Source organism: Paenibacillus filicis (assembly GCF_038070315.1).
Classification (GTDB): Bacteria; Bacillota; Bacilli; order Paenibacillales; family NBRC-103111; genus Paenibacillus_G; species Paenibacillus_G filicis.
In genome coordinates, this window is record NZ_JBBPCC010000006.1 from 275,827 (window position 1) to 292,500 (window position 16,674).

Here is a 16,674-nt window from a genome sequence, read left to right on the forward strand (position 1 = left end):
CTAATCCCCTGCCATTCTTACACCGAATGCCTTGTAATATCCGAAATCGCTCCACGGGGCAACGGTTGAAACCCGATAACGTTCGCCTTTCCACTCGATTTCATCTGAAATCCCAGCGCCAGATATTTCACCCTCATCACGAGTAATATAAATCGGTTGTTGAGAGTAAAAGCACATGAGTCCCGTTACCCGGTCGCCCTCCGGTACTTGCTGCAGGTCTTCGGCGTTTGCGACTGTTACCGTCCCTTGAATAATTATCTTATCCTCAGGGTCTGTTACAAAGCGCCCACGGACCCACTTACCTGTGATGCGGTTGACCACGAATCCCTTAGGCTGAGCAAAGTTACGGCTGTTTACGATTCGGCCCACGTTGATCATGACCCATCCCCCTTGTCCACGACATAGGTGATAGCCTTGCGCAACTCTCCGGTGTTTACCAAAGGTTTGTCGCTACCTTTCATAGCCTGCGTTGCCGGGGTATTGGGGTCCCAGCCATTCGCTGGGTCCGTAAACCATGCACGGGCAATGTTTTGTCCCATCAATCCAGCCTTGTGCAGCTCTGCCTCAACGTCCCCGCCCTCCAGAGCAGCCGTAGCCGCCTTCTGAAGTTGTTTGCCGACTATTTCCCTGTTCTTCTCAATGGCTGGCTCAATGACCGGCCTAGGCGGCGAATGCCACAGCGGAGATCCGTGGGATTGCAGGTACATCTGCATGGCCTTGCTGTATGTTGTCTCACCGCTCTCGACCTTCGGGTTCATCTCGTCGCGCATTTCCTTTTCCCTTACACCGTGGGTATGGACATAGAGCAGCTCAGCATTGGTGATATCCTGATCCGGTCTTGCATCGTCTGGTCCCTCAGGAATACCGACAAACACCTGAGTCCGCGCAAGGTCATCCAGTGCCTTTTTGATATCAGGGGATAGGTCTTTACCAGAAGTAACCTTTGCAAATGCGTTAAACAATCCGATCACCTACTCCGTTAGAAGCGAAGAAACTATTTTTTTGATAGATGAAATTGTTTGTTCATCGATTTTCATGCCATATGCCGCTGCGGCTACAATTTGTACCACATGCGAGGGAACTATATCGTCGAAATGCCATTTATTCAATAGAGGATCATAACTTACCATCTCATGGAATTTGATCATTCCAATCACCCCCTAATAGATGTACATGCCGCCCTTGCCCATCAGTTTGCCCACTGTCGCGAGTTGTTGACCGTAGATGGTAAGCTTCCAAGCCGCCCATCCGTCCAGATCCTGCCCGATCTGTGAGTAATCCATGCTCACAGACACGTCACCGACCGACTCCGAGGTGTTCAGACCCTTGGCCTGTCCAGCAGCCATGACAGCAGCAGCGCCGCCGTCCGGGTCTGCTAGGCCCTGTAGGTAGAGCGTCAGAAAGTGGGCGATAAACCACCCCATAGCAACCCGCCAGTAAGAGTGCCACCGTGCCTCCTGAATACTTGCATTCGCGAGGTCAGTGTACATATGGATCATAAACTCCGGCACGACCTCTTTGCCGCTGGAGTCCTTACCAAACTGCGGATATACCTGTAGAAACTCATCAATCGAGTAGGGAGGGTTAGTCCCTACTCTGATATTGGATGCCTGCCCGATGATTCCGATATACCGGTTGGAGAAGCTCACGTGTGCTTCCTCCTTTACTCCGCAGTCGCCTGTTGCTTAGCCTTAGCCTCAGCCTCTTCTCTTTCCCTGGCTTCCTGCTCTTCTTTAGCTTTGGCTTCTGCCTCTAACCTCTTAGCCTCAGCTTTAACCGCTGCCTTAGCACCCTTTTCCGCTGCTGCTTCATCCTGCTTGGATTCAAGAACCTCTACAGAGCCGTCTTTTTGTGCTAACTTAAAGATCAGCGATTTCGTTACCCATTCCGGAACATCGGCAAAGGACTGATGTTGAACAACAACACCATCTTCGGCACCTGTAGGATGGTCAAACTGATATGTTTTCGTCGCAAAGATTCGCATGAGTTGTCCTCCTTAGATTCCGTCCATGTACCGCGCGCATTGCGTGTACAGGAACTTTACTTGGCCGATTTGAGCTGCATAAGCGGTCATATATGCCATCTCCGTTACCGATGGTTGCGTCATAACGCGGCTCAGTGGAACAGTAAGGTCAAAGTTAACCCGATCATCAGAATTGACATACGCGACCATACGGTCTGTGCCACCTGTACCTGCGCCGGTGCACCAGCGAGAAGGCGCGATGAACAAGTCGATGCCTTGGTTCTTGCCGATATTGTTCTCCAGCAGGAATTTCAGGATGGAATCTGTACCGGCCTCGGAAACCTTACGACCTGTCAGGTAGGTATATTGAACAGGTGGAATCAAGATATGGTTTGCCATGCCTGTGAGATCGTATTCGGAAGCAGCCCAAGTTGCATTGATGATTGCATTGACGTCATCAAGGATCTCGTCTGGCGTCTTGTTCTTCCAATTAGGCGAACCACCAACCCCATTAGGAGCCGCTGTAGCTACCAGATTAGGATTGTTTACTAGTCCTGGTACATTGATGCCGGGGATGCCGTTATAAGCGACATTGTCGATCGATTTGTTATAATTCGCACGAATACCTTTGTCGAGGATATCGTCCAGGCTACGACCGATGTTCTTCAGTTTCGCCTGATCTACAAACGGCACCTTCAGGATGTTCGAAAATGTGAACACCTTGTAGATATCTTTGTTAAGGTTAGCCTGCATTACAGGGATATCGTTGGTTGCCCCGCCGATAATGCCGCTACCGCCTGTTGCTCCTCCGGATGTAGCATAGTCAACAAACGTGTTGGATGTGTAGTCAACCCAACCGCCGCCTGTTTTAGCTACGATATCCCGGGCCCATGTGACGGATTGCAGCGGCTCCAGCAGGCGGGGGTCACGTTTTTCAAGCTCCCCTTCGAGAAATGCCATGCCTGATCCAATTGCTGCATCATTCATTGGACGCGGCGCCCCGAGCCCTTGCGGTGTAAACGTATTACCCTGTGCTGTGTATGTCATCGATTGTTTCCCTCCTTAGGCTTTGTTGCGAGTAAGCAGCGTCAATTCGGCCACTCGGTTCGCATCAAGCTTGCCAGTTTTCCATTGTGCGCTTGTGATTTGCACAGTGTTTGTGCCGTCTGCTGCTGCCTCAAACTTTCCAACGACCCCATTAGGGATAGCCGCATTAACAGCAACACGGAGGTATACAGCGCCGCCAGCTGTTGGCGTGCCAACGTTGCAGGCTACAGTGACCGTACCGCGCTCGATAACATCGCAAGGTTGACCCGGGCGATACTCCCCTTGATTACTGGTGTAGTCCAGTGCCTGCTTGACCTCACGGACCGCAACCCCTGCAAAAGCAGCAAACGTACCGCCTGCCCCGAACCGGGAGTACGTATTGTCCGAGTTGAGCACAACCGCATCACCGAATTGGATTGCCGTTGCATCCGACGGTTTAACGAATCGATTCGTAATGATTGCATCTACGCTACGGGCTACGTTACCCTCATAGCCCAAGTTAAGTTCTTTCCCAATTACGCTTCCTGGCATGTATAACGACCTCCTTAGGCTTTAGCCTTATAGTGTGGGTTGTGTTGTGCAGCGATCTGTGGTCCAAGGTAGGAATAATCCTTCTCTTCTCCGCTGTCCTTGGCTTTAGCTGCATCGGCAGCTTTCTTACGGGCCGCCTTATCAATGGCTGCATAGGCGTTTTTCTTCGGCTTTGTTTTGATGCTGGCAAGTGCAGCGTCAGCAGCTCGCTTGCGCTCTACCGGGTCCGAGATAGCAGCAATGATTGGCTTCATAGCCTTCAGCGCATCAATCTTGTATGCATTGTCCAGTGCTGGTTGTGGGCGGTCCTCAGGGTCCGTCACTGGGCCTTCCTCGTCAAACTGCTCGACCGGGATTGTGTGGCTTTCTTCCTCGTCGTCCTCAGCAGCTTCCAGTCGTGCGATTTCGTCATCAATCGCTTTTTCTGGGCTTGGCGGTACATTGTCCTTCTGGGCAAGTAGGCCGTTTACCACTTCCGCGAGTTTGGCTACTTGCTCAGATAACTGAGCGATTGCCGGATCTTGATCCTTTGTAGCCTCTGCTGCCGGTTCTTCTTCGGAGTCATCTGCCCTGCGCTCCTCAATCAGACCCTCAACGGCGTCCATGATTTGTTCTGGTTCAGCATCGGTTGCGATTGCTTTGAGGCCGATTGCCGATAAAAAATCCGTCATACGAGATTTGTTTTTCTTAGGTAGTACAATTTTTCCCATTGCTAACTCACCATCCTGTTTAGATTTTGAATCCTTTATCGCAACGCGGTCACCAGCTCGTCCGCTTTTTACAACAGCGACATGGTTTCCGCAGATTTGCTTTTGTTGGTACCCGTCCCCATAGGGTTCATAGGTACAATCGTACCCGCATGATACTTCACGCTTGCCCGATTGGATATCGTCTATCAACGACTGATCGTATATGACCAGATCAGCCAGAAGGAGGTCGCCATCTTCCCCGGTACCTTGCCTAACGTTTTGCACCGCCCCCCGGGTATACCGTGTGGCATTCTCCGGCGTAACCTGTTCGGGAGGATGATCGTCGGTAACTACCTTACCCTCGAAACTAGCCATTGCCGCCGGGCTAAACACTACCTCGGGGCTTCGGTAGACATTCACGATCTGACCGACCTTATCCGGAACGCCGACCTCTTCGCCCAGGTATTCGTACCAGCCTGTACGGGCGATAGGCACGTTATGGGCAATCAGAAACCCCTCTGGAGTTGCCGTCATGTTAGGGCTAAACCTTGATCCGTAAAAGGCCTTCATCTGTGTTCTGTTCACCTCCTTTCAGGGAATAAAAAAAGCCCATTATGTGGACTTCTGTTCCTCGTTTACTCTATTAATTCGCCTCAAGACTGCTTCATCTTCACTGATTGCCGCATAGAAGGCGCCGATACAACGACCATCAAAACCAGGATGCGCCACTAACGCCGTTCGCCAACGTACCAATTCCGACTTTACTCGTTCTTCAAATGCATCCCAATCTGCTCCCACACTGCTACCTCCTCTTCCAAAAACAAAAGCTACCATTAACCAAACTAAATGCAACAGGGGATACTGTCTTAGAATATTTCCCCGGTATTGTTGCATCTCTTAATGCAATAAACCCGGCGGTAAGCAATCTATTAACATCGATGTTTCGCTCTTCTTCAGAATTGTACCATTGAATTTCACCTGTGCTCGTTGTCGTTATATTGAAAAAAATACCGTATTGAGCTTCCGTCTTCATTTCCTTAAATAACCTGTTATTTACTTCAATACCATTGCTTGAGGGGTTAAAGGATGTTGTAATTCTTTCGCCTTCTTTCTCCTCACTCAATGCTTTAATTTCATCAACTGTACCTTCATAAACTATACTTACGTCACCGAACGTTTGGGTTAACTTTGCCATTTCTACTCATCCTTTCGCTGTATCCAGTCTTGAGTAAGTAACATATTGGCATATGCGAGCATTGCAGCAATTTCAAAGTGAGTTAGTTCGTCTTGGTTTTCGACCTCAACATCTCCGGTGATAATGTCGTATGTGATGACAATTTGCTTCTTCATCGTCCACCTCACGCGATTTGTTCAAACTGCTTCCGACTCATCCGCTGAAGTCGCCCTCCGTAGTACACCTTAGCGGGCCATGTGATCAAATCAAGATCGATTACAGGCTCAGCATAGCAGCGACAATTGAATATACCGCCAGGGTGATAATGTCCGAAGGTGCGCGACTCACCGTCCAATGCTTCTGGGTTCGGCGGGTCACTCCACCTACAGAGAACGATCGACATAAGGTTGTGCGAGTCCCTAACCCTCTGATCTTCTGAGGTCCGCCATACATACCAATCAAGCCCAAGAGCCTGGCAACGAGCCTCAGTAAGCGCCGTAGCCGTCTTGCTAGTCTCTGTGCGCGCAATGAGAGAGGCTTTAGTAGCCGCCACACCCGGAAACATCTTACGTATCTGCTCTGCTACGCTGCTGGCCCTGATGCCCTTTAAGGTATCACTCAGGATCTTCTCATTAACTTGTTTTGCCGCATCCAACGGCAAAGACTTGATCAGCGCCGCATTGCGTTCGATCTGCATCCGCACGTCTAGCCCGAGACGGCCGTTAAGTTCACGCTGCAGCGCCTCGTATATTCGCCTTCCTTGGCTGTTCTTCCGTGCCGCCTGCCGCCACGTACGGCCTGCATCGGTAAAGAGGCTAGTGACCATCTTGGTAGCCGACGCCCGAGCGTATGACGCAAACATCTTGCTCTCAGCGAAGCGCCGGATGACCCTAGTAACCTCGGCGGAATCTTCTAAACCATCTAGCAAACCGTCCAGGTGCTTCATCACCTGTATAATCGACTTTTTGTAGCGCTGTTCGATCCGCCTTTTCGGCTCCCATAAATCTGCCATAGTCTATATCTCCTTCTGGCAGCATATCGCCCGGGTCAGTGCTTTCGTCCGCCTGTTCGATGTCTTCATCTGTGATGCTTGTAAACATGCCGGTTGTCTCAGACATGGCCTTGAGTTCTTTTAAGGACGTTTTTTGACTTATGACCCCAGCTGTATAGAGGTTAACTATTGCTGACGTCTTTTTGTCCGATAGTTCAGCAATCTCTTTATCACTCGGCGTACGTATTGGATTGAAGCGATAGTCGATATCATCTGGTATAGCTCCAAACTCAGACATACACATAATCGGCAGGAGTTTGTCGAGTATAGGTGATAGTGTCGTCTCCTGGGCCTGCTGAATCTTCTCACGATAGATTTCCATGTCGCTTTCACCGGTTGCATTCATTCCAGCAGGAGAACGGCCAAATAGACGGGTAACAGGCGTCTCACATGCACCAGCCAAATCGAGCATAAAAGACTCGTAAATCTCATTCAAACCGCTAAAACTGTACTGGTGCGTTTGAAATTCATCATCTTTACCTATAACATGCATACCCATATTGGACATAAGCCAGTTCTGCGCCTGAATCGTGGCGTAGATTTCCGACTGAACTTTTGAGTCACCAATTGCCAACATTTCTCCCCAGTCGGCCGTTTTCTGTACACGCAGGTTGGCAAGGAAAATGAGTTGTGCAATGTTCCACGATGTATTGTCACGTTTCTTCAATTCATCAAATACAACTTCTACCTCCGAGGCGCCCCAATAGACTTCGGCGACCTTTTCCCAGTACGGTAGCTCACGGCCCGTGAATCGTATAATCCGGCTATGGTGCACTTCCATTACTGATCCAGTTTCGGTTGTAATCCGATAAGATTGCGGTAACCCAAACTCCACGTCATCGATATTCTCGACAAGCTCAGGACTCGGATAAGCCCCCGACCAGCGGTCCAGGATCATAATCCCCTTGAGGCTTCCCGGCATGATTGCGTCAAAGTCCAGTGGCTCGTGTAGGATATCGTCATGACCGTCGATCATAATTAGTCCAATTGCCCCGCCGTACAAGCGGCCCCACTTAAGCCCCAGCAGGATCTTATCCTTAAGCCGTCTGACTCTCCATAGTTTGTCCAGCTGCCTGATCTGGTGCGGCTCAAGCTGCGAGGTAATCGTGATCCAGTTACGCGTCATGTCCTCCGGTATCGCGTCGATGACCCGACGGATGATCCAGTGGCTGCGGTACAGGCTGTTCATGAGTTGGTAGTTCTGCGTCAATCGGGTATTCGGGTACTCCGTGCCTTCCAGGAGATTAGGCGTTCCGTTCCCAAGCCGAGCCAATACATTGCTGAATGAGTCCGTGGAGAACCCTTTCGGCATCTCTTCGCGCTTCTGCTTCGCCAAGTCTGCCGGACTTATCTTTGGGACCGCCGCATCAACCGCCGTCCGTCTTCTGGACCTGCTTCTTTTGCCCAATATCACCCCTCCTTTCCCAGACATCTGTACAAAATATGGATTTGATACTAATGTCGGACTTTTGAAACTTTAAATTTGTCCATTTTCGGCCTTTACGCCCGATTATCGTTCCGTGGAACAATGCAAAATAGCGCCAATTCTCTGAATTGACGATCTCAGTTTTACTCTCGATTGCTTCGTTTTCCTACTTAGGCTATGATTCCAACCTTCGAGGCTTAATGATGGTTTTTATGAAGTATCTAGCCGCATCCATGCAGTGATCTGAATGCTTAACCGGCTGTTCAACACCTCGAAGAGTAGCTTTTTCATCCCATACGTAGCTGCTGACTTCCTTCAGGAAGTTCGGGCAATTCGTTCGATGCACCCTAAGCTTCCGCTTGGCTATCATAGTGGACATCATCCTTATGCCTTCCAGCACTTCGTTGTCTGCATCTTTCGGCCTGAATCCACGGTTGCGAATCGTCGTTTTGAAGCTAGCTGCCGATGGGTCCACTATAATCGCTATGGGGTAATCGTCGCCGATAAACATTTCTAGTTCGTCCGCGTATTCCGAATTTTCTTTTTGCTTCCCTTCGGCTCGCCCATCATAGTAATACTCGTTGAGAATCCAAACGGTATCACCATCGTCCCAGCAATCAAGGTATACAGTGGCATTTTGCGTACCTACGTCAATAGATACATACCGCCTAGCTAAACTCTTGAAGCCTAGCGGCAAGTCTTCATCAACGAAAGTATTGAGTACCTTATCCCACATGTCATAAATAGCACCTTGAGCTACGACCCATAATCCCTCTATCATCCGCATGTACCAGAATCCTGTATATGCACTCCGAATGAACGTCTTATACTCCTCATCAAGGCTTGGGTTATCATCGAGTTCGAAATGATACACCTTTACCATGCCGTTCTTAAGCTTGGCCTCATCTGTGATGTACTCGGTATAGAGAAAGTGATAGGGATGGTCAGGGTTCGTCGTTGCGTAGAGTTTCGCACCCTTGACAGACAGCCGGTTAAGCAATTGCTTGAAAAACTTCTCAGGCATCAACGATAACTCGTCACAATAAGCTCCAGCCAGCGTTTTACCCCGTAGGTACTTCTCCGAACCCTCATCCTTGGCTCCAATAACCTTGATCTTGCGGCCATAAATCTTGATCAGGCCCGTTTGGGCGTTATACTTATAGTTAGCTGCTCCAACCGTATTAAACAGGTCTTGCAGCACGTTATCATAAATGGTTTCTTTTGAAACGCCGGTTATTACCAGCAAACCCTTGGGTCCGTTCTTAATGTAGTTCAACCATTTGGGGATCATCCCAACAGTTTTGCCACTACGAACAGAACCTTCTAGGATGTTTATCCGTGCGTCCTGCTCAATCGGATTGAGGATGAACCGGATCATCTTTTCCCCGAACATCTGGAAGTCCATCTGATTCTCTCTCCTTTATCGCATATGCACTCCTTTGAATAGCATCCATCAGGCTATCGATTGTCCCGTTGTCTGTCTCACCAAATTCTCCAGACTTCATGTCATGTTCCAGTTTAGCTTTTAGAATTTCAAGTTTCTTCTCATCCATCCGTTGCCTATGCTGGTCAAACATGCCCAGGTGCCTTGCAATCAACTCCATGGCCTTATCCTGGTCTCTCGTTCTTATTTCGATACCCGTCTGCGTTTGCTTAACGCCAGCATAAAGCACCCTCCCTTGTGGAGATGCTTGTTTCGTATCCACTAGGTGCAAGTCAACTCTTCCCTCGCCGAAGCATCTTGGGCATTTTGGATGTGGCCTCAAGGTTCCGTCGAATCCGTAACCACCTTCATTTGATGGCATAACAGGAGTTCTATCTTCTTCTTTGGCCTTGGCAATCTCTGCTGATGAGTATTCCTTATATTCGCTTTCGTTGATCCACTGAAACTCATGGTTTGTCCCAAAGCAATATCGGCAGCAAACGCGCCTTAAGTGCATTAACTCGTTCGGGTCAGCACTCGCTATATCCCACCATCGCTGAAGCACCATATCAGCTGTAATCTTTGTCCGTTGCTGTCTCTCCAACTTCGCCTTATCAATAGCGGCCCTTACTCTAGTTTTACCTAGTAATTCGGACCCTATCTTATCTGCATTCCTCTCGCTGTAACCCGCCCTAATAGCAGCTCGGGTAGCGTTGAGGTCTACTAGAAATTCAGCAACAAACATTTCCTGCTTTGGGGTTAGGGCTCTTGTCTCGCTTCCCCCTGAGTCATCATCTGCATCCATTTTAAGCGGATGCATCTTTGCATCTTCGGGTGCATCCTTGGATGCGCGTTTAGATGCAACTTTCTTTGCCGGGGATGCATCCTTTCCCTTGGCCCATCCTTGACGCTGCTTACGACTCTTTATAGTAGGAAGCTTAAGCCCGTGCCTCTCAGCTACCTCCGCTAAAGTGGCCTCGGTTGTTTCGTACTCCCTTTGTATTGCCTCCCAGTCATGGCTCACTCACTACACCTCACCTCCGGGGTACTGGTATTTTAGTGTTACTCTGCCGAACTTAATTTCAATGCGTCCCTGTGGATCGCCGCCCACGCTAGCCCGGTAGGTATGTCATAATCCGACAATCCGTAACAGGTAATCAGGTACATCGTCTCTTTCGATATGGTATAGGTCCACCATACGCCATCCATAATGGCAAATCGCTTCTTACGGGTTTTGTATTCCCCACGTTCGAACAGTTCGCTGCATCTTGCCTGGAGATCGTCAAACGAGATCATTCCCACTCTCTCGCAGTACCTCATCCAAGCATGTCCTCTTAGCTCAACTTGCCTTGGTTCATCTCGCTTCATGGCCCCTTTCGCCCCTTAAAATATAATCTTGATCCATCCCCAAATAGATATCCATAAAGGGATACTCGCAGCGGTACCTATAAATAGACCAACTCCGAATCTACCTTGCATGGTATCCCTCCTTGGTAAGGAAAGTTTTCCTTCTATCATTCAAAAGCACTCACCCTTACCGCATCATCAAGAACGTTTTTCATCGTCTCAGCAAAAACCCTCTCCGCCAAATTAGCAGGCATCCCAACCTTCGCCGCTTCTTTTACTGCTATCGCCATATGTGCAGTGAGTACCTGATACCATCTGGCAAACCCTATATGTGCGTTTGGATCTCCAAGAATGTACCGTTTTGGCGGCGCCGGTATCGCTGGTCTATCCATCATCAATCACTCCTAATGGTTATTTTGATCTGTAATGGGCCCTACAGGACTCGAACCCGTAACCAGTCCGTCATGAGCAGACAGCTCTACCTTTGAGCTAAGGACCCATGTTAAGGGGAATGAAAAAGAGCCGCATTTTTGCGACTCCTCTTATGGCACAGCCGAGGGCTCGAACCTCGGATTTGGTTTCCACCCGCAGTCCGGAACCTGTTATCCCGTGTTTGCCATTAACACTACTGCGCCTTATTCTGCTGCGGGCAAGGATTTGCACCTTGCAACTGTGTTTCGAATGCAAATGGTCTTTATGGAGTTCCGTCCTGGAGCGATGTGCGGGCATTGTACACATAACCCGTACCACCGCGATATGCACTCTCTTAGCGTCTACTATTCCGCCACCGCAGCCCTTTAGAACTGACGTTCCTATATATAGGTGGCTTTTGCATGACAAAAATCGCATTACTTTCGAAAAAATAGACTATTTTGAACTTCTTCTGAAACTTTTTTGTGTGCCCGATCCACAAATTTATCAACACTGCCTTTTGATATGCCAAGCATTCGGGCAATTTGTTCATGTGTGAAGCAATCTCCGTGCGCCATGATGTAACACTCACGTTCCCGGTCACTCAAATTGGATAATGCTGTATCAATCTGTATTTTTTGCCAATCCGTCAAGTTTGAAGGACTGCCTGCTGTACTATTTTGGACGAACGCTTGCATACGTATTGGGTCCATGAGTTTGTGTCGTTGATACGTGGCTCGCCTTTCGATCCCTCGCTTACTTCCAGGCCGTCTATTCGTTGTCAGCCATTCAATCGTATAATTACAGTCCGATATCATACTTTGTACTATTTTTAAGTCTGGATGGTCATCTTTTATTTCTTCACTTAACTGATCTGACATGAGGCGGTCCCTTAGCTGCTCTAACTGCCTCTTAGATTTTCGATAGTTCGTTGCTGTAGCCTCATACGGTAAGCTCATGCTAAGCCCTCCGTCTCCGTTTCTTTGGTTCCTTTGATACTGATTGTTCTTGCTTCAATATTTCAAGGGCAACATTGAGCTCATACCTTGACATTTTGGCTTCCCTAGCAAGTTCTCCACGTTTTCCCCAACGTTGCTGATTCGCGAGAAGAAATTTCCTGTGTGTAGGATCTAACTTGACCGTGGCGATCGGTTCGACCTCTCTGCCACCGCCTATCATTGGTGGTCTTCCTCCAGGGTTGATTACTTCGTAAGGCTTATCTTCTGCTTTATAGATAAACCCCGATTTACCGTACCCTCCTGACCTGTAGACCATGCCGAGCCTTGCCAGAGTAGTGATGTTTGATCGAACAGAATCCGATCTCCAATCCATGCTCTCGCTGATTTGAAAGACAGTTGCCTCGCCTAACTTTTTTAATTGCTCGTAGACCGTCTTTGCCGACGAATGCAACTTAACAATGTCACTTTGCACCTTTACCCCTCCGCAACATAATCAAATAGGTCTGCCTGCCCCTCTGACCGAAGTCCGAGTTGTTTGTACTGCTGGATAAAGTCCGTGACAGGCATTTCGGACATTTCTTCGGCATCATCTTTACGATAGACCAGCATTGTTCCGTTGAACCCAGTGACTGTCCGTGTAAAGCTGCCACCGCTCACCGTCCGGAAGTAGTATGTGTATCCGATCCTTATATCAAAGAGTTCCATCCGCTGCACCTTCCCCTGTAGATAATTCGCGAAATAGATTTAAAGCCTTTTTACGATCTCGATCGTATGTCCTGCGGGCAATCGCTAATTCACTGGCAATTTCATCGACTGTCCACCTGTTTACATACCTGAGTCTAAGGATTTTTCCGAATAATGTGTCAATTTCTTCGATCAATGTGATGATGAATTCGGTTCTATCGACCTTGGCTTGTAGAGTTTCTATGACTTTAGGATCTGCGCCGTCATACTTAAGAATTTTTATCTTTCCGATATTTTTAGATTGATCAAGTAAGTCTCGGGGTACATCGGAATTTGCCTTACTTTTCAAAACATCATCCTCCCCGTAAATCGTTAAGGAAATGTTTCCTACCCTTGCTCTAAATGAGTTCCAAACCGATCTTCTTCCGCCTTTGCGACGATAAGACCGCCTTAGCCTCTTTCCGGTCAACCGGGTATAGTGGTCTCGCAATAAACGAAAGGTACAGGTCCGTGCCTTTAAGTGCAATCTCGCTGTATTCAATAAGTTTGTAAGTTATTCCGCGGTCCGTCCATGTAGAGCCGATGTATACTTTCTTGAGCCGATCATCGTTGTACGGAAACTGTATCTCCAATTCAACCTCATGCGGCTGTTTATAGGCTTTCTTGAGGCTCACATAGTCTGGCATGTCAAGGTGCTGCACTGTATACCATACTGCCAAGTCGTTGCCCCACAGTTCGTACTTCTCGATGCCAAGGATAAGGACTGGCCTATCCTTGACATCGATTACATCGCCGATCTTGTACGGCTGCCGGAACAATCGGGTCGTTGACTTGATCGTCGTGATTAAGTTATTGCTCATATCATGTATCGCTTCCTCCGCTCTCCCCAGCCAATTTCAGAAGTCCCGGCTTAGGGCAATAGTAATCAGTCAGCACGGATTTTCCTCCCCGCGGAACAGCCACGATGTACCTGTCGAAGTTTACGGCAAAGATATTGTCGAATTTACGCTGGGATGTACTAATGTCCTTTGGTAAGTAAATACTTGCTCGGCTTCCGGTTGGTACAACGGCGTGAATAACTCCCGTCTTTGTTTTTACACCGCCATTACTTTGGCTGGTCCAAGTTACTTTATCTCCTGGTTTCATACGCTTTCTACATCCTCTCTTGGGGCCAGTATGGCCCCTTTAAAGTATCCATCAGGTCTAAATTGATCCAGAAACAATCGGCCAGCTACCTCAGTCTCAAACGTCTTGATCAGCCGGCCGTGTGCGATGAGCTCCCATTCCCCGTCCTGTTGGGGCATTAGGTCATCCATGTTTAGCTGCATTGATATTCACCATCTCTTCTTTGAATCGACGCTTGAAGAATGTATTATGTCGAGCGTTGCGGACGTTGGGATGCCGGTTAGGCAAGTATTCAGGTCCTACGTGGTCGATTGAATCAGGCGGGCTGCTCCACCATGATTCAGTAGACCGACCTTTTCCATCCGTAAACCGCGTAACGCACCCGCGCTCGCTGGTCTGGTCCTTCCACATTTCAAATTTGAGCCGCAATGGTTATGCCTCCTCTTGAGAGTGATGGTGGGTATAGGAGGAGGGAATACTATTCCCTCCCTAGCTGTCTATTCGTGGATTTCGTAAATGCCTTTCGCCCATTCTTCGAACTTTCTGCGCTCCGTCAAACCGGACATACCAGAAGATCCGTCTTTCTTGATCAGTGTCCAGTTGACGTATTGCGTCCCCAAATATCTTGTTTCAATGCTGTTGACCTTTCGCTTCACTTCACGCTTACCGGCCATGCCCCAGTAAGTGACGTTAGATTTGACATGCATGGGTATTCCCTCCCTTGTACTATGTGCTGACTCTCGGCCTCAGATAGCCAAGCTCGATTGATTTCTGTAGGATCGCTTCCATGTCTTCCAGCGGGTATCCCCAGTGCGGGCAATACAACCCACCATAGCCGTTGTTGTGATTGGCATCATCGTCGCCGAAGATATAGTCTCGGAAGTCGTTGACCAGCCCCCATAGCGTGCCTCCATGGGAAAATGCTTGCTTCTGTTCCCGGGTCTTTCCTTGTTTGCCTGGCTCCATAAGGATCGGAACACCAGTGTAATCGTCTGTATACCAGAGCCTGCCGTTTGCCCAATGGAAGGCGGCGAACCTGTCATGCTTCTTGGAATACAGGAATTTGCGGCCGCGTCTTCCAATTTCCTGGATTAATTTGTTGATCAATTCGATTCGTTCTGGCGACTTGAAAGGTGCTGATCCCGGCATCGGAGTGGATTGTCCCACCTTTCGAACGCGGATCTGTTTGCAAAAGTCGATGAACGTGAGATCCCAGCAATCACTCGCTTCGAGAAATTCATCATATTTTGCAGAACCGGACGTTTCTGCCGTTTTTAGCTTGGAGTATGCAGGATGATCGCCCCACATACCGGCCGGATAACTGACTTCATACAAATTCATGTCTTTCCCTCCCTTGTATTTAGGTGCCTGATTAGAATTTTCCAGTTGTCGTGCAGTTATGGTACTTATCACGTCGAGCGATGCGCCACCCCGTGCCTTTAAAATAAGCAACCGGTATAAACGGAATCTTCCACCCGTACGAAAACCATATGTGATGGATGCGATGGATGCCTGAACCGTATTGCAACCATCTGAACTTTTTATGCTTTTTCATGTTTAGATTCCTCCATGATCATTTTGTTTGGCTATACGAGATAAGGCCTCAGCAGCCGTATGTTGGAGCGCTACGGTTGATCGATCGTCAGTGTTGGCAGCAATGACCCGTAGCGCCTCTACTGCTATATCCAGAGACTCCCGGTACTCAACCGCTCGTGCATAGTTTTCGGCGTGTAGGTTGTGGAGTTTGGATATCTCCTCATCCTTTGCTTTAAGGTCCTCGGCCTGCTGCTCTATGATCTCCACTAGAGATTCAACTATGGATATCTCCACGACCATCGTCGTCCGTCCTACGCCTTCCTCGTCGTTAATTTGACGGGCTAGCGCAATCTTGTCGCGTATCTGCTGCTCTTTGTTCATGGCTGATCCTCCTGTTCCTCGGATTTTTCTTTTAATACCGATATTGCCAGGTCAAGCGCAACTATCAGCATTGTGTAATGCGCAGGAGGATAGTTATTCCTGATCGTTTCGATAGCTTCTGTGTATTTGTTCATGGCTGTTCACTCTCCCCTCTCAACAGGCGGTCCAGTTCGGGCAGCAAGGCCGTATAAGCCGCATCTTACCCTCTCGCGCTGCTCGATAGTTACCCGTCCGTCCAAAAGAGCGCCTGCGCTCTTTATACGCCGCTCGCAGTCCTCTCTGAACTGCTGTATCCCGGACTAAAGTTCCGCTATCCTCTGCTCCAAGTCCTGAATGCGCTCCTCGTGGAAACTCAGTTGCTGTGGATGGCCCTCCATCTCCGCATGCAGCCTGGCGTTGCTATCGTGCAGCTCGGCGTTCTCTTTGGTGAGGCGGTCAACCTCCTGAATCAAGTTTTCTATTGCCCCACTCTCGCGAAACCGTTCATCCCAAAGCAGTAGGTTTGCTGCATGCTGCGCCAATTCTTTTTCTTGTTGGCTCATACTTCCCCTCCGTCCCTAATCAAAGGATAATTTCAGACTCAAGCTCATACTCATGATCTGGATTAATCTCATTTAATTCCTTCAATTTTGCGCGGAGTTTATCTTTAATTTTTTCGCACTTATCTCGATACTCGTGATACTTGTTTTTGTGGTGCAGAAATTCTTCTTGATCTTCAAAGTACTCGTTTTGAAGCCTGTTTAGTTCAGCGATGATTGTTTTTTCCATTTCAGCACTCTCCACTATTTTTATTTTCGTTCTCCCCCTTGAGAGCCAGCAGAGCCGCAATGGCTACTGCGTGAGGGGCTGTAGTGGTAAACGCCCGACTTTCTACTCCCCATTCATCAAAATCAGCGCCCCACTCTTTATCATTCGGGAACCATCCTA

At 48.6% G+C, this 16,674-nt stretch carries 30 protein-coding genes and 2 tRNA genes; all 32 read right to left on the reverse strand.

Features of this window, described 5'->3' with window-relative positions; translation table 11 throughout:
* The 32 genes from WMW72_RS12190 to WMW72_RS12345 all read right to left on the reverse strand — a co-directional run bounded on the left by WMW72_RS12190 (position 1) and on the right by WMW72_RS12345 (position 16,515).
* Positions 1-378 carry a hypothetical protein gene (locus tag WMW72_RS12190; RefSeq protein WP_341415742.1) on the reverse strand — a complete coding sequence of 126 codons (378 nt, stop codon included), beginning with the start codon at positions 376-378 and terminating at the stop codon, positions 1-3.
* Positions 375-875, reverse strand: a complete 501-nt coding sequence (locus tag WMW72_RS12195; protein WP_341415743.1) for a hypothetical protein — start codon at positions 873-875, stop codon at positions 375-377. The genes WMW72_RS12190 and WMW72_RS12195 overlap by 4 nt, the downstream gene beginning before the upstream one ends.
* Before the next feature lie 96 nt (positions 876-971).
* On the reverse strand, positions 972-1,148 hold the full coding sequence (locus WMW72_RS12200) for a hypothetical protein (protein ID WP_341415744.1): 177 nt from the start codon (positions 1,146-1,148) through the stop codon (positions 972-974).
* A 12-nt stretch (positions 1,149-1,160) separates the two neighbouring features.
* Positions 1,161-1,649 carry a DUF4054 domain-containing protein gene (locus tag WMW72_RS12205; protein WP_341415745.1) on the reverse strand — a complete coding sequence of 163 codons (489 nt, stop codon included), beginning with the start codon at positions 1,647-1,649 and terminating at the stop codon, positions 1,161-1,163.
* Between the two features lie 14 nt (positions 1,650-1,663).
* A complete protein-coding gene (locus tag WMW72_RS12210) occupies positions 1,664-1,984 on the reverse strand; it encodes a hypothetical protein (RefSeq protein ID WP_341415746.1) in 321 nt (106 codons plus the stop codon).
* A 12-nt stretch (positions 1,985-1,996) separates the two neighbouring features.
* Positions 1,997-3,010, reverse strand: a complete 1,014-nt coding sequence (locus tag WMW72_RS12215) for a DUF2184 domain-containing protein (protein WP_341415747.1) — start codon at positions 3,008-3,010, stop codon at positions 1,997-1,999.
* Positions 3,011-3,025: 15 nt separating this feature from the next.
* Complete coding sequence (locus WMW72_RS12220) at positions 3,026-3,541, reverse strand: structural cement protein Gp24 (protein WP_341415748.1); 516 nt, start codon at positions 3,539-3,541, stop codon at positions 3,026-3,028.
* 14 nt (positions 3,542-3,555) lie between these two features.
* Complete coding sequence (locus tag WMW72_RS12225) at positions 3,556-4,764, reverse strand: DUF2213 domain-containing protein (RefSeq protein ID WP_341415749.1); 1,209 nt, start codon at positions 4,762-4,764, stop codon at positions 3,556-3,558.
* Positions 4,765-4,842: 78 nt separating this feature from the next.
* On the reverse strand, positions 4,843-5,028 hold the full coding sequence (locus WMW72_RS12230; RefSeq protein WP_341415750.1) for a hypothetical protein: 186 nt from the start codon (positions 5,026-5,028) through the stop codon (positions 4,843-4,845).
* A 4-nt stretch (positions 5,029-5,032) separates the two neighbouring features.
* Positions 5,033-5,425, reverse strand: a complete 393-nt coding sequence (locus WMW72_RS12235; RefSeq protein ID WP_341415751.1) for a hypothetical protein — start codon at positions 5,423-5,425, stop codon at positions 5,033-5,035.
* A 2-nt stretch (positions 5,426-5,427) separates the two neighbouring features.
* A complete protein-coding gene (locus WMW72_RS12240; RefSeq protein WP_341415752.1) occupies positions 5,428-5,580 on the reverse strand; it encodes a hypothetical protein in 153 nt (50 codons plus the stop codon).
* Positions 5,581-5,588: 8 nt separating this feature from the next.
* Positions 5,589-6,350 (reverse strand): phage minor head protein, encoded by a 762-nt coding sequence (locus tag WMW72_RS12245; protein WP_341415784.1) that lies wholly within the window; start codon positions 6,348-6,350, stop codon positions 5,589-5,591.
* On the reverse strand, positions 6,295-7,791 hold the full coding sequence (locus WMW72_RS12250; protein ID WP_341415753.1) for a phage portal protein: 1,497 nt from the start codon (positions 7,789-7,791) through the stop codon (positions 6,295-6,297). Before WMW72_RS12250 ends, WMW72_RS12245 begins: the two co-directional genes overlap by 56 nt.
* A 265-nt stretch (positions 7,792-8,056) precedes the next feature.
* Entirely contained in the window at positions 8,057-9,286 is a 1,230-nt protein-coding gene (locus WMW72_RS12255; protein ID WP_341415754.1) for a PBSX family phage terminase large subunit, read from the reverse strand.
* Positions 9,231-10,328 (reverse strand): terminase small subunit, encoded by a 1,098-nt coding sequence (locus WMW72_RS12260; protein ID WP_341415755.1) that lies wholly within the window; start codon positions 10,326-10,328, stop codon positions 9,231-9,233. Before WMW72_RS12260 ends, WMW72_RS12255 begins: the two co-directional genes overlap by 56 nt.
* Before the next feature lie 38 nt (positions 10,329-10,366).
* Complete coding sequence (locus tag WMW72_RS12265; RefSeq protein WP_341415756.1) at positions 10,367-10,624, reverse strand: hypothetical protein; 258 nt, start codon at positions 10,622-10,624, stop codon at positions 10,367-10,369.
* Between the two features lie 194 nt (positions 10,625-10,818).
* The gene (locus WMW72_RS12270) at positions 10,819-11,046 is read right to left on the reverse strand and encodes a hypothetical protein (RefSeq protein WP_341415757.1); all 228 of its coding nucleotides are present in this window, start codon (positions 11,044-11,046) and stop codon (positions 10,819-10,821) included.
* A gap of 32 nt (positions 11,047-11,078) precedes the next feature.
* Positions 11,079-11,150, reverse strand: a tRNA-Ile gene (locus tag WMW72_RS12275).
* 46 nt (positions 11,151-11,196) lie between these two features.
* Positions 11,197-11,286 (reverse strand) — tRNA-OTHER (locus WMW72_RS12280).
* Positions 11,287-11,499: 213 nt separating this feature from the next.
* A complete protein-coding gene (locus tag WMW72_RS12285; RefSeq protein WP_341415758.1) occupies positions 11,500-12,021 on the reverse strand; it encodes a sigma factor-like helix-turn-helix DNA-binding protein in 522 nt (173 codons plus the stop codon).
* Position 12,022: 1 nt separating this feature from the next.
* Positions 12,023-12,493 (reverse strand): hypothetical protein, encoded by a 471-nt coding sequence (locus tag WMW72_RS12290; RefSeq protein ID WP_341415759.1) that lies wholly within the window; start codon positions 12,491-12,493, stop codon positions 12,023-12,025.
* Between the two features lie 2 nt (positions 12,494-12,495).
* Positions 12,496-12,726, reverse strand: coding sequence for a hypothetical protein (locus tag WMW72_RS12295; protein ID WP_341415760.1), 231 nt, complete (start codon positions 12,724-12,726; stop codon positions 12,496-12,498).
* Positions 12,713-13,054, reverse strand: coding sequence for a hypothetical protein (locus WMW72_RS12300; RefSeq protein WP_341415761.1), 342 nt, complete (start codon positions 13,052-13,054; stop codon positions 12,713-12,715). The genes WMW72_RS12295 and WMW72_RS12300 overlap by 14 nt, the downstream gene beginning before the upstream one ends.
* Positions 13,055-13,103: 49 nt before the next feature.
* Positions 13,104-13,565: a hypothetical protein gene (locus WMW72_RS12305; RefSeq protein WP_341415762.1), complete on the reverse strand. Its 462-nt coding sequence runs from the start codon at positions 13,563-13,565 to the stop codon at positions 13,104-13,106.
* A gap of 1 nt (position 13,566) precedes the next feature.
* Positions 13,567-13,851 carry a hypothetical protein gene (locus WMW72_RS12310; protein ID WP_341415763.1) on the reverse strand — a complete coding sequence of 95 codons (285 nt, stop codon included), beginning with the start codon at positions 13,849-13,851 and terminating at the stop codon, positions 13,567-13,569.
* On the reverse strand, positions 13,848-14,021 hold the full coding sequence (locus WMW72_RS12315) for a hypothetical protein (protein WP_341415764.1): 174 nt from the start codon (positions 14,019-14,021) through the stop codon (positions 13,848-13,850). Before WMW72_RS12315 ends, WMW72_RS12310 begins: the two co-directional genes overlap by 4 nt.
* A 306-nt stretch (positions 14,022-14,327) precedes the next feature.
* Positions 14,328-14,537, reverse strand: a complete 210-nt coding sequence (locus WMW72_RS12320; protein WP_341415765.1) for a hypothetical protein — start codon at positions 14,535-14,537, stop codon at positions 14,328-14,330.
* Between the two features lie 19 nt (positions 14,538-14,556).
* Complete coding sequence (locus tag WMW72_RS12325; protein WP_341415766.1) at positions 14,557-15,171, reverse strand: hypothetical protein; 615 nt, start codon at positions 15,169-15,171, stop codon at positions 14,557-14,559.
* 216 nt (positions 15,172-15,387) lie between these two features.
* A complete protein-coding gene (locus WMW72_RS12330) occupies positions 15,388-15,747 on the reverse strand; it encodes a hypothetical protein (RefSeq protein ID WP_341415767.1) in 360 nt (119 codons plus the stop codon).
* Positions 15,744-15,881 carry a hypothetical protein gene (locus tag WMW72_RS12335; protein ID WP_341415768.1) on the reverse strand — a complete coding sequence of 46 codons (138 nt, stop codon included), beginning with the start codon at positions 15,879-15,881 and terminating at the stop codon, positions 15,744-15,746. Before WMW72_RS12335 ends, WMW72_RS12330 begins: the two co-directional genes overlap by 4 nt.
* 165 nt (positions 15,882-16,046) lie before the next feature.
* On the reverse strand, positions 16,047-16,289 hold the full coding sequence (locus tag WMW72_RS12340) for a hypothetical protein (RefSeq protein ID WP_341415769.1): 243 nt from the start codon (positions 16,287-16,289) through the stop codon (positions 16,047-16,049).
* A gap of 19 nt (positions 16,290-16,308) precedes the next feature.
* Positions 16,309-16,515 (reverse strand): hypothetical protein, encoded by a 207-nt coding sequence (locus WMW72_RS12345; protein ID WP_341415770.1) that lies wholly within the window; start codon positions 16,513-16,515, stop codon positions 16,309-16,311.
* Between the last annotated feature and the right edge of the window lie 159 nt (positions 16,516-16,674).

Coding starts and splice junctions, on each gene's coding strand:
- WMW72_RS12190 (WP_341415742.1), bottom strand. CDS start 378: ATGATCAACGTGGGCCGAATCGTAAACAGCCGTAACTTTGCTCAGCCT.
- WMW72_RS12200 (WP_341415744.1), bottom strand. CDS start 1,148: ATGATCAAATTCCATGAGATGGTAAGTTATGATCCTCTATTGAATAAA.
- WMW72_RS12210 (WP_341415746.1), bottom strand. CDS start 1,984: ATGCGAATCTTTGCGACGAAAACATATCAGTTTGACCATCCTACAGGT.
- WMW72_RS12215 (WP_341415747.1), bottom strand. CDS start 3,010: ATGACATACACAGCACAGGGTAATACGTTTACACCGCAAGGGCTCGGG.
- WMW72_RS12220 (WP_341415748.1), bottom strand. CDS start 3,541: ATGCCAGGAAGCGTAATTGGGAAAGAACTTAACTTGGGCTATGAGGGT.
- WMW72_RS12225 (WP_341415749.1), bottom strand. CDS start 4,764: ATGACGGCAACTCCAGAGGGGTTTCTGATTGCCCATAACGTGCCTATC.
- WMW72_RS12235 (WP_341415751.1), bottom strand. CDS start 5,425: ATGGCAAAGTTAACCCAAACGTTCGGTGACGTAAGTATAGTTTATGAA.
- WMW72_RS12240 (WP_341415752.1), bottom strand. CDS start 5,580: ATGAAGAAGCAAATTGTCATCACATACGACATTATCACCGGAGATGTT.
- WMW72_RS12245 (WP_341415784.1), bottom strand. CDS start 6,350: ATGAAGCACCTGGACGGTTTGCTAGATGGTTTAGAAGATTCCGCCGAG.
- WMW72_RS12255 (WP_341415754.1), bottom strand. CDS start 9,286: ATGGACTTCCAGATGTTCGGGGAAAAGATGATCCGGTTCATCCTCAAT.
- WMW72_RS12265 (WP_341415756.1), bottom strand. CDS start 10,624: ATGAGGTACTGCGAGAGAGTGGGAATGATCTCGTTTGACGATCTCCAG.
- WMW72_RS12270 (WP_341415757.1), bottom strand. CDS start 11,046: ATGATGGATAGACCAGCGATACCGGCGCCGCCAAAACGGTACATTCTT.
- WMW72_RS12285 (WP_341415758.1), bottom strand. CDS start 12,021: ATGAGCTTACCGTATGAGGCTACAGCAACGAACTATCGAAAATCTAAG.
- WMW72_RS12295 (WP_341415760.1), bottom strand. CDS start 12,726: ATGGAACTCTTTGATATAAGGATCGGATACACATACTACTTCCGGACG.
- WMW72_RS12305 (WP_341415762.1), bottom strand. CDS start 13,565: ATGAGCAATAACTTAATCACGACGATCAAGTCAACGACCCGATTGTTC.
- WMW72_RS12310 (WP_341415763.1), bottom strand. CDS start 13,851: ATGAAACCAGGAGATAAAGTAACTTGGACCAGCCAAAGTAATGGCGGT.
- WMW72_RS12315 (WP_341415764.1), bottom strand. CDS start 14,021: ATGGATGACCTAATGCCCCAACAGGACGGGGAATGGGAGCTCATCGCA.
- WMW72_RS12320 (WP_341415765.1), bottom strand. CDS start 14,537: ATGCATGTCAAATCTAACGTCACTTACTGGGGCATGGCCGGTAAGCGT.
- WMW72_RS12325 (WP_341415766.1), bottom strand. CDS start 15,171: ATGAATTTGTATGAAGTCAGTTATCCGGCCGGTATGTGGGGCGATCAT.
- WMW72_RS12330 (WP_341415767.1), bottom strand. CDS start 15,747: ATGAACAAAGAGCAGCAGATACGCGACAAGATTGCGCTAGCCCGTCAA.
- WMW72_RS12335 (WP_341415768.1), bottom strand. CDS start 15,881: ATGAACAAATACACAGAAGCTATCGAAACGATCAGGAATAACTATCCT.
- WMW72_RS12340 (WP_341415769.1), bottom strand. CDS start 16,289: ATGAGCCAACAAGAAAAAGAATTGGCGCAGCATGCAGCAAACCTACTG.
- WMW72_RS12345 (WP_341415770.1), bottom strand. CDS start 16,515: ATGGAAAAAACAATCATCGCTGAACTAAACAGGCTTCAAAACGAGTAC.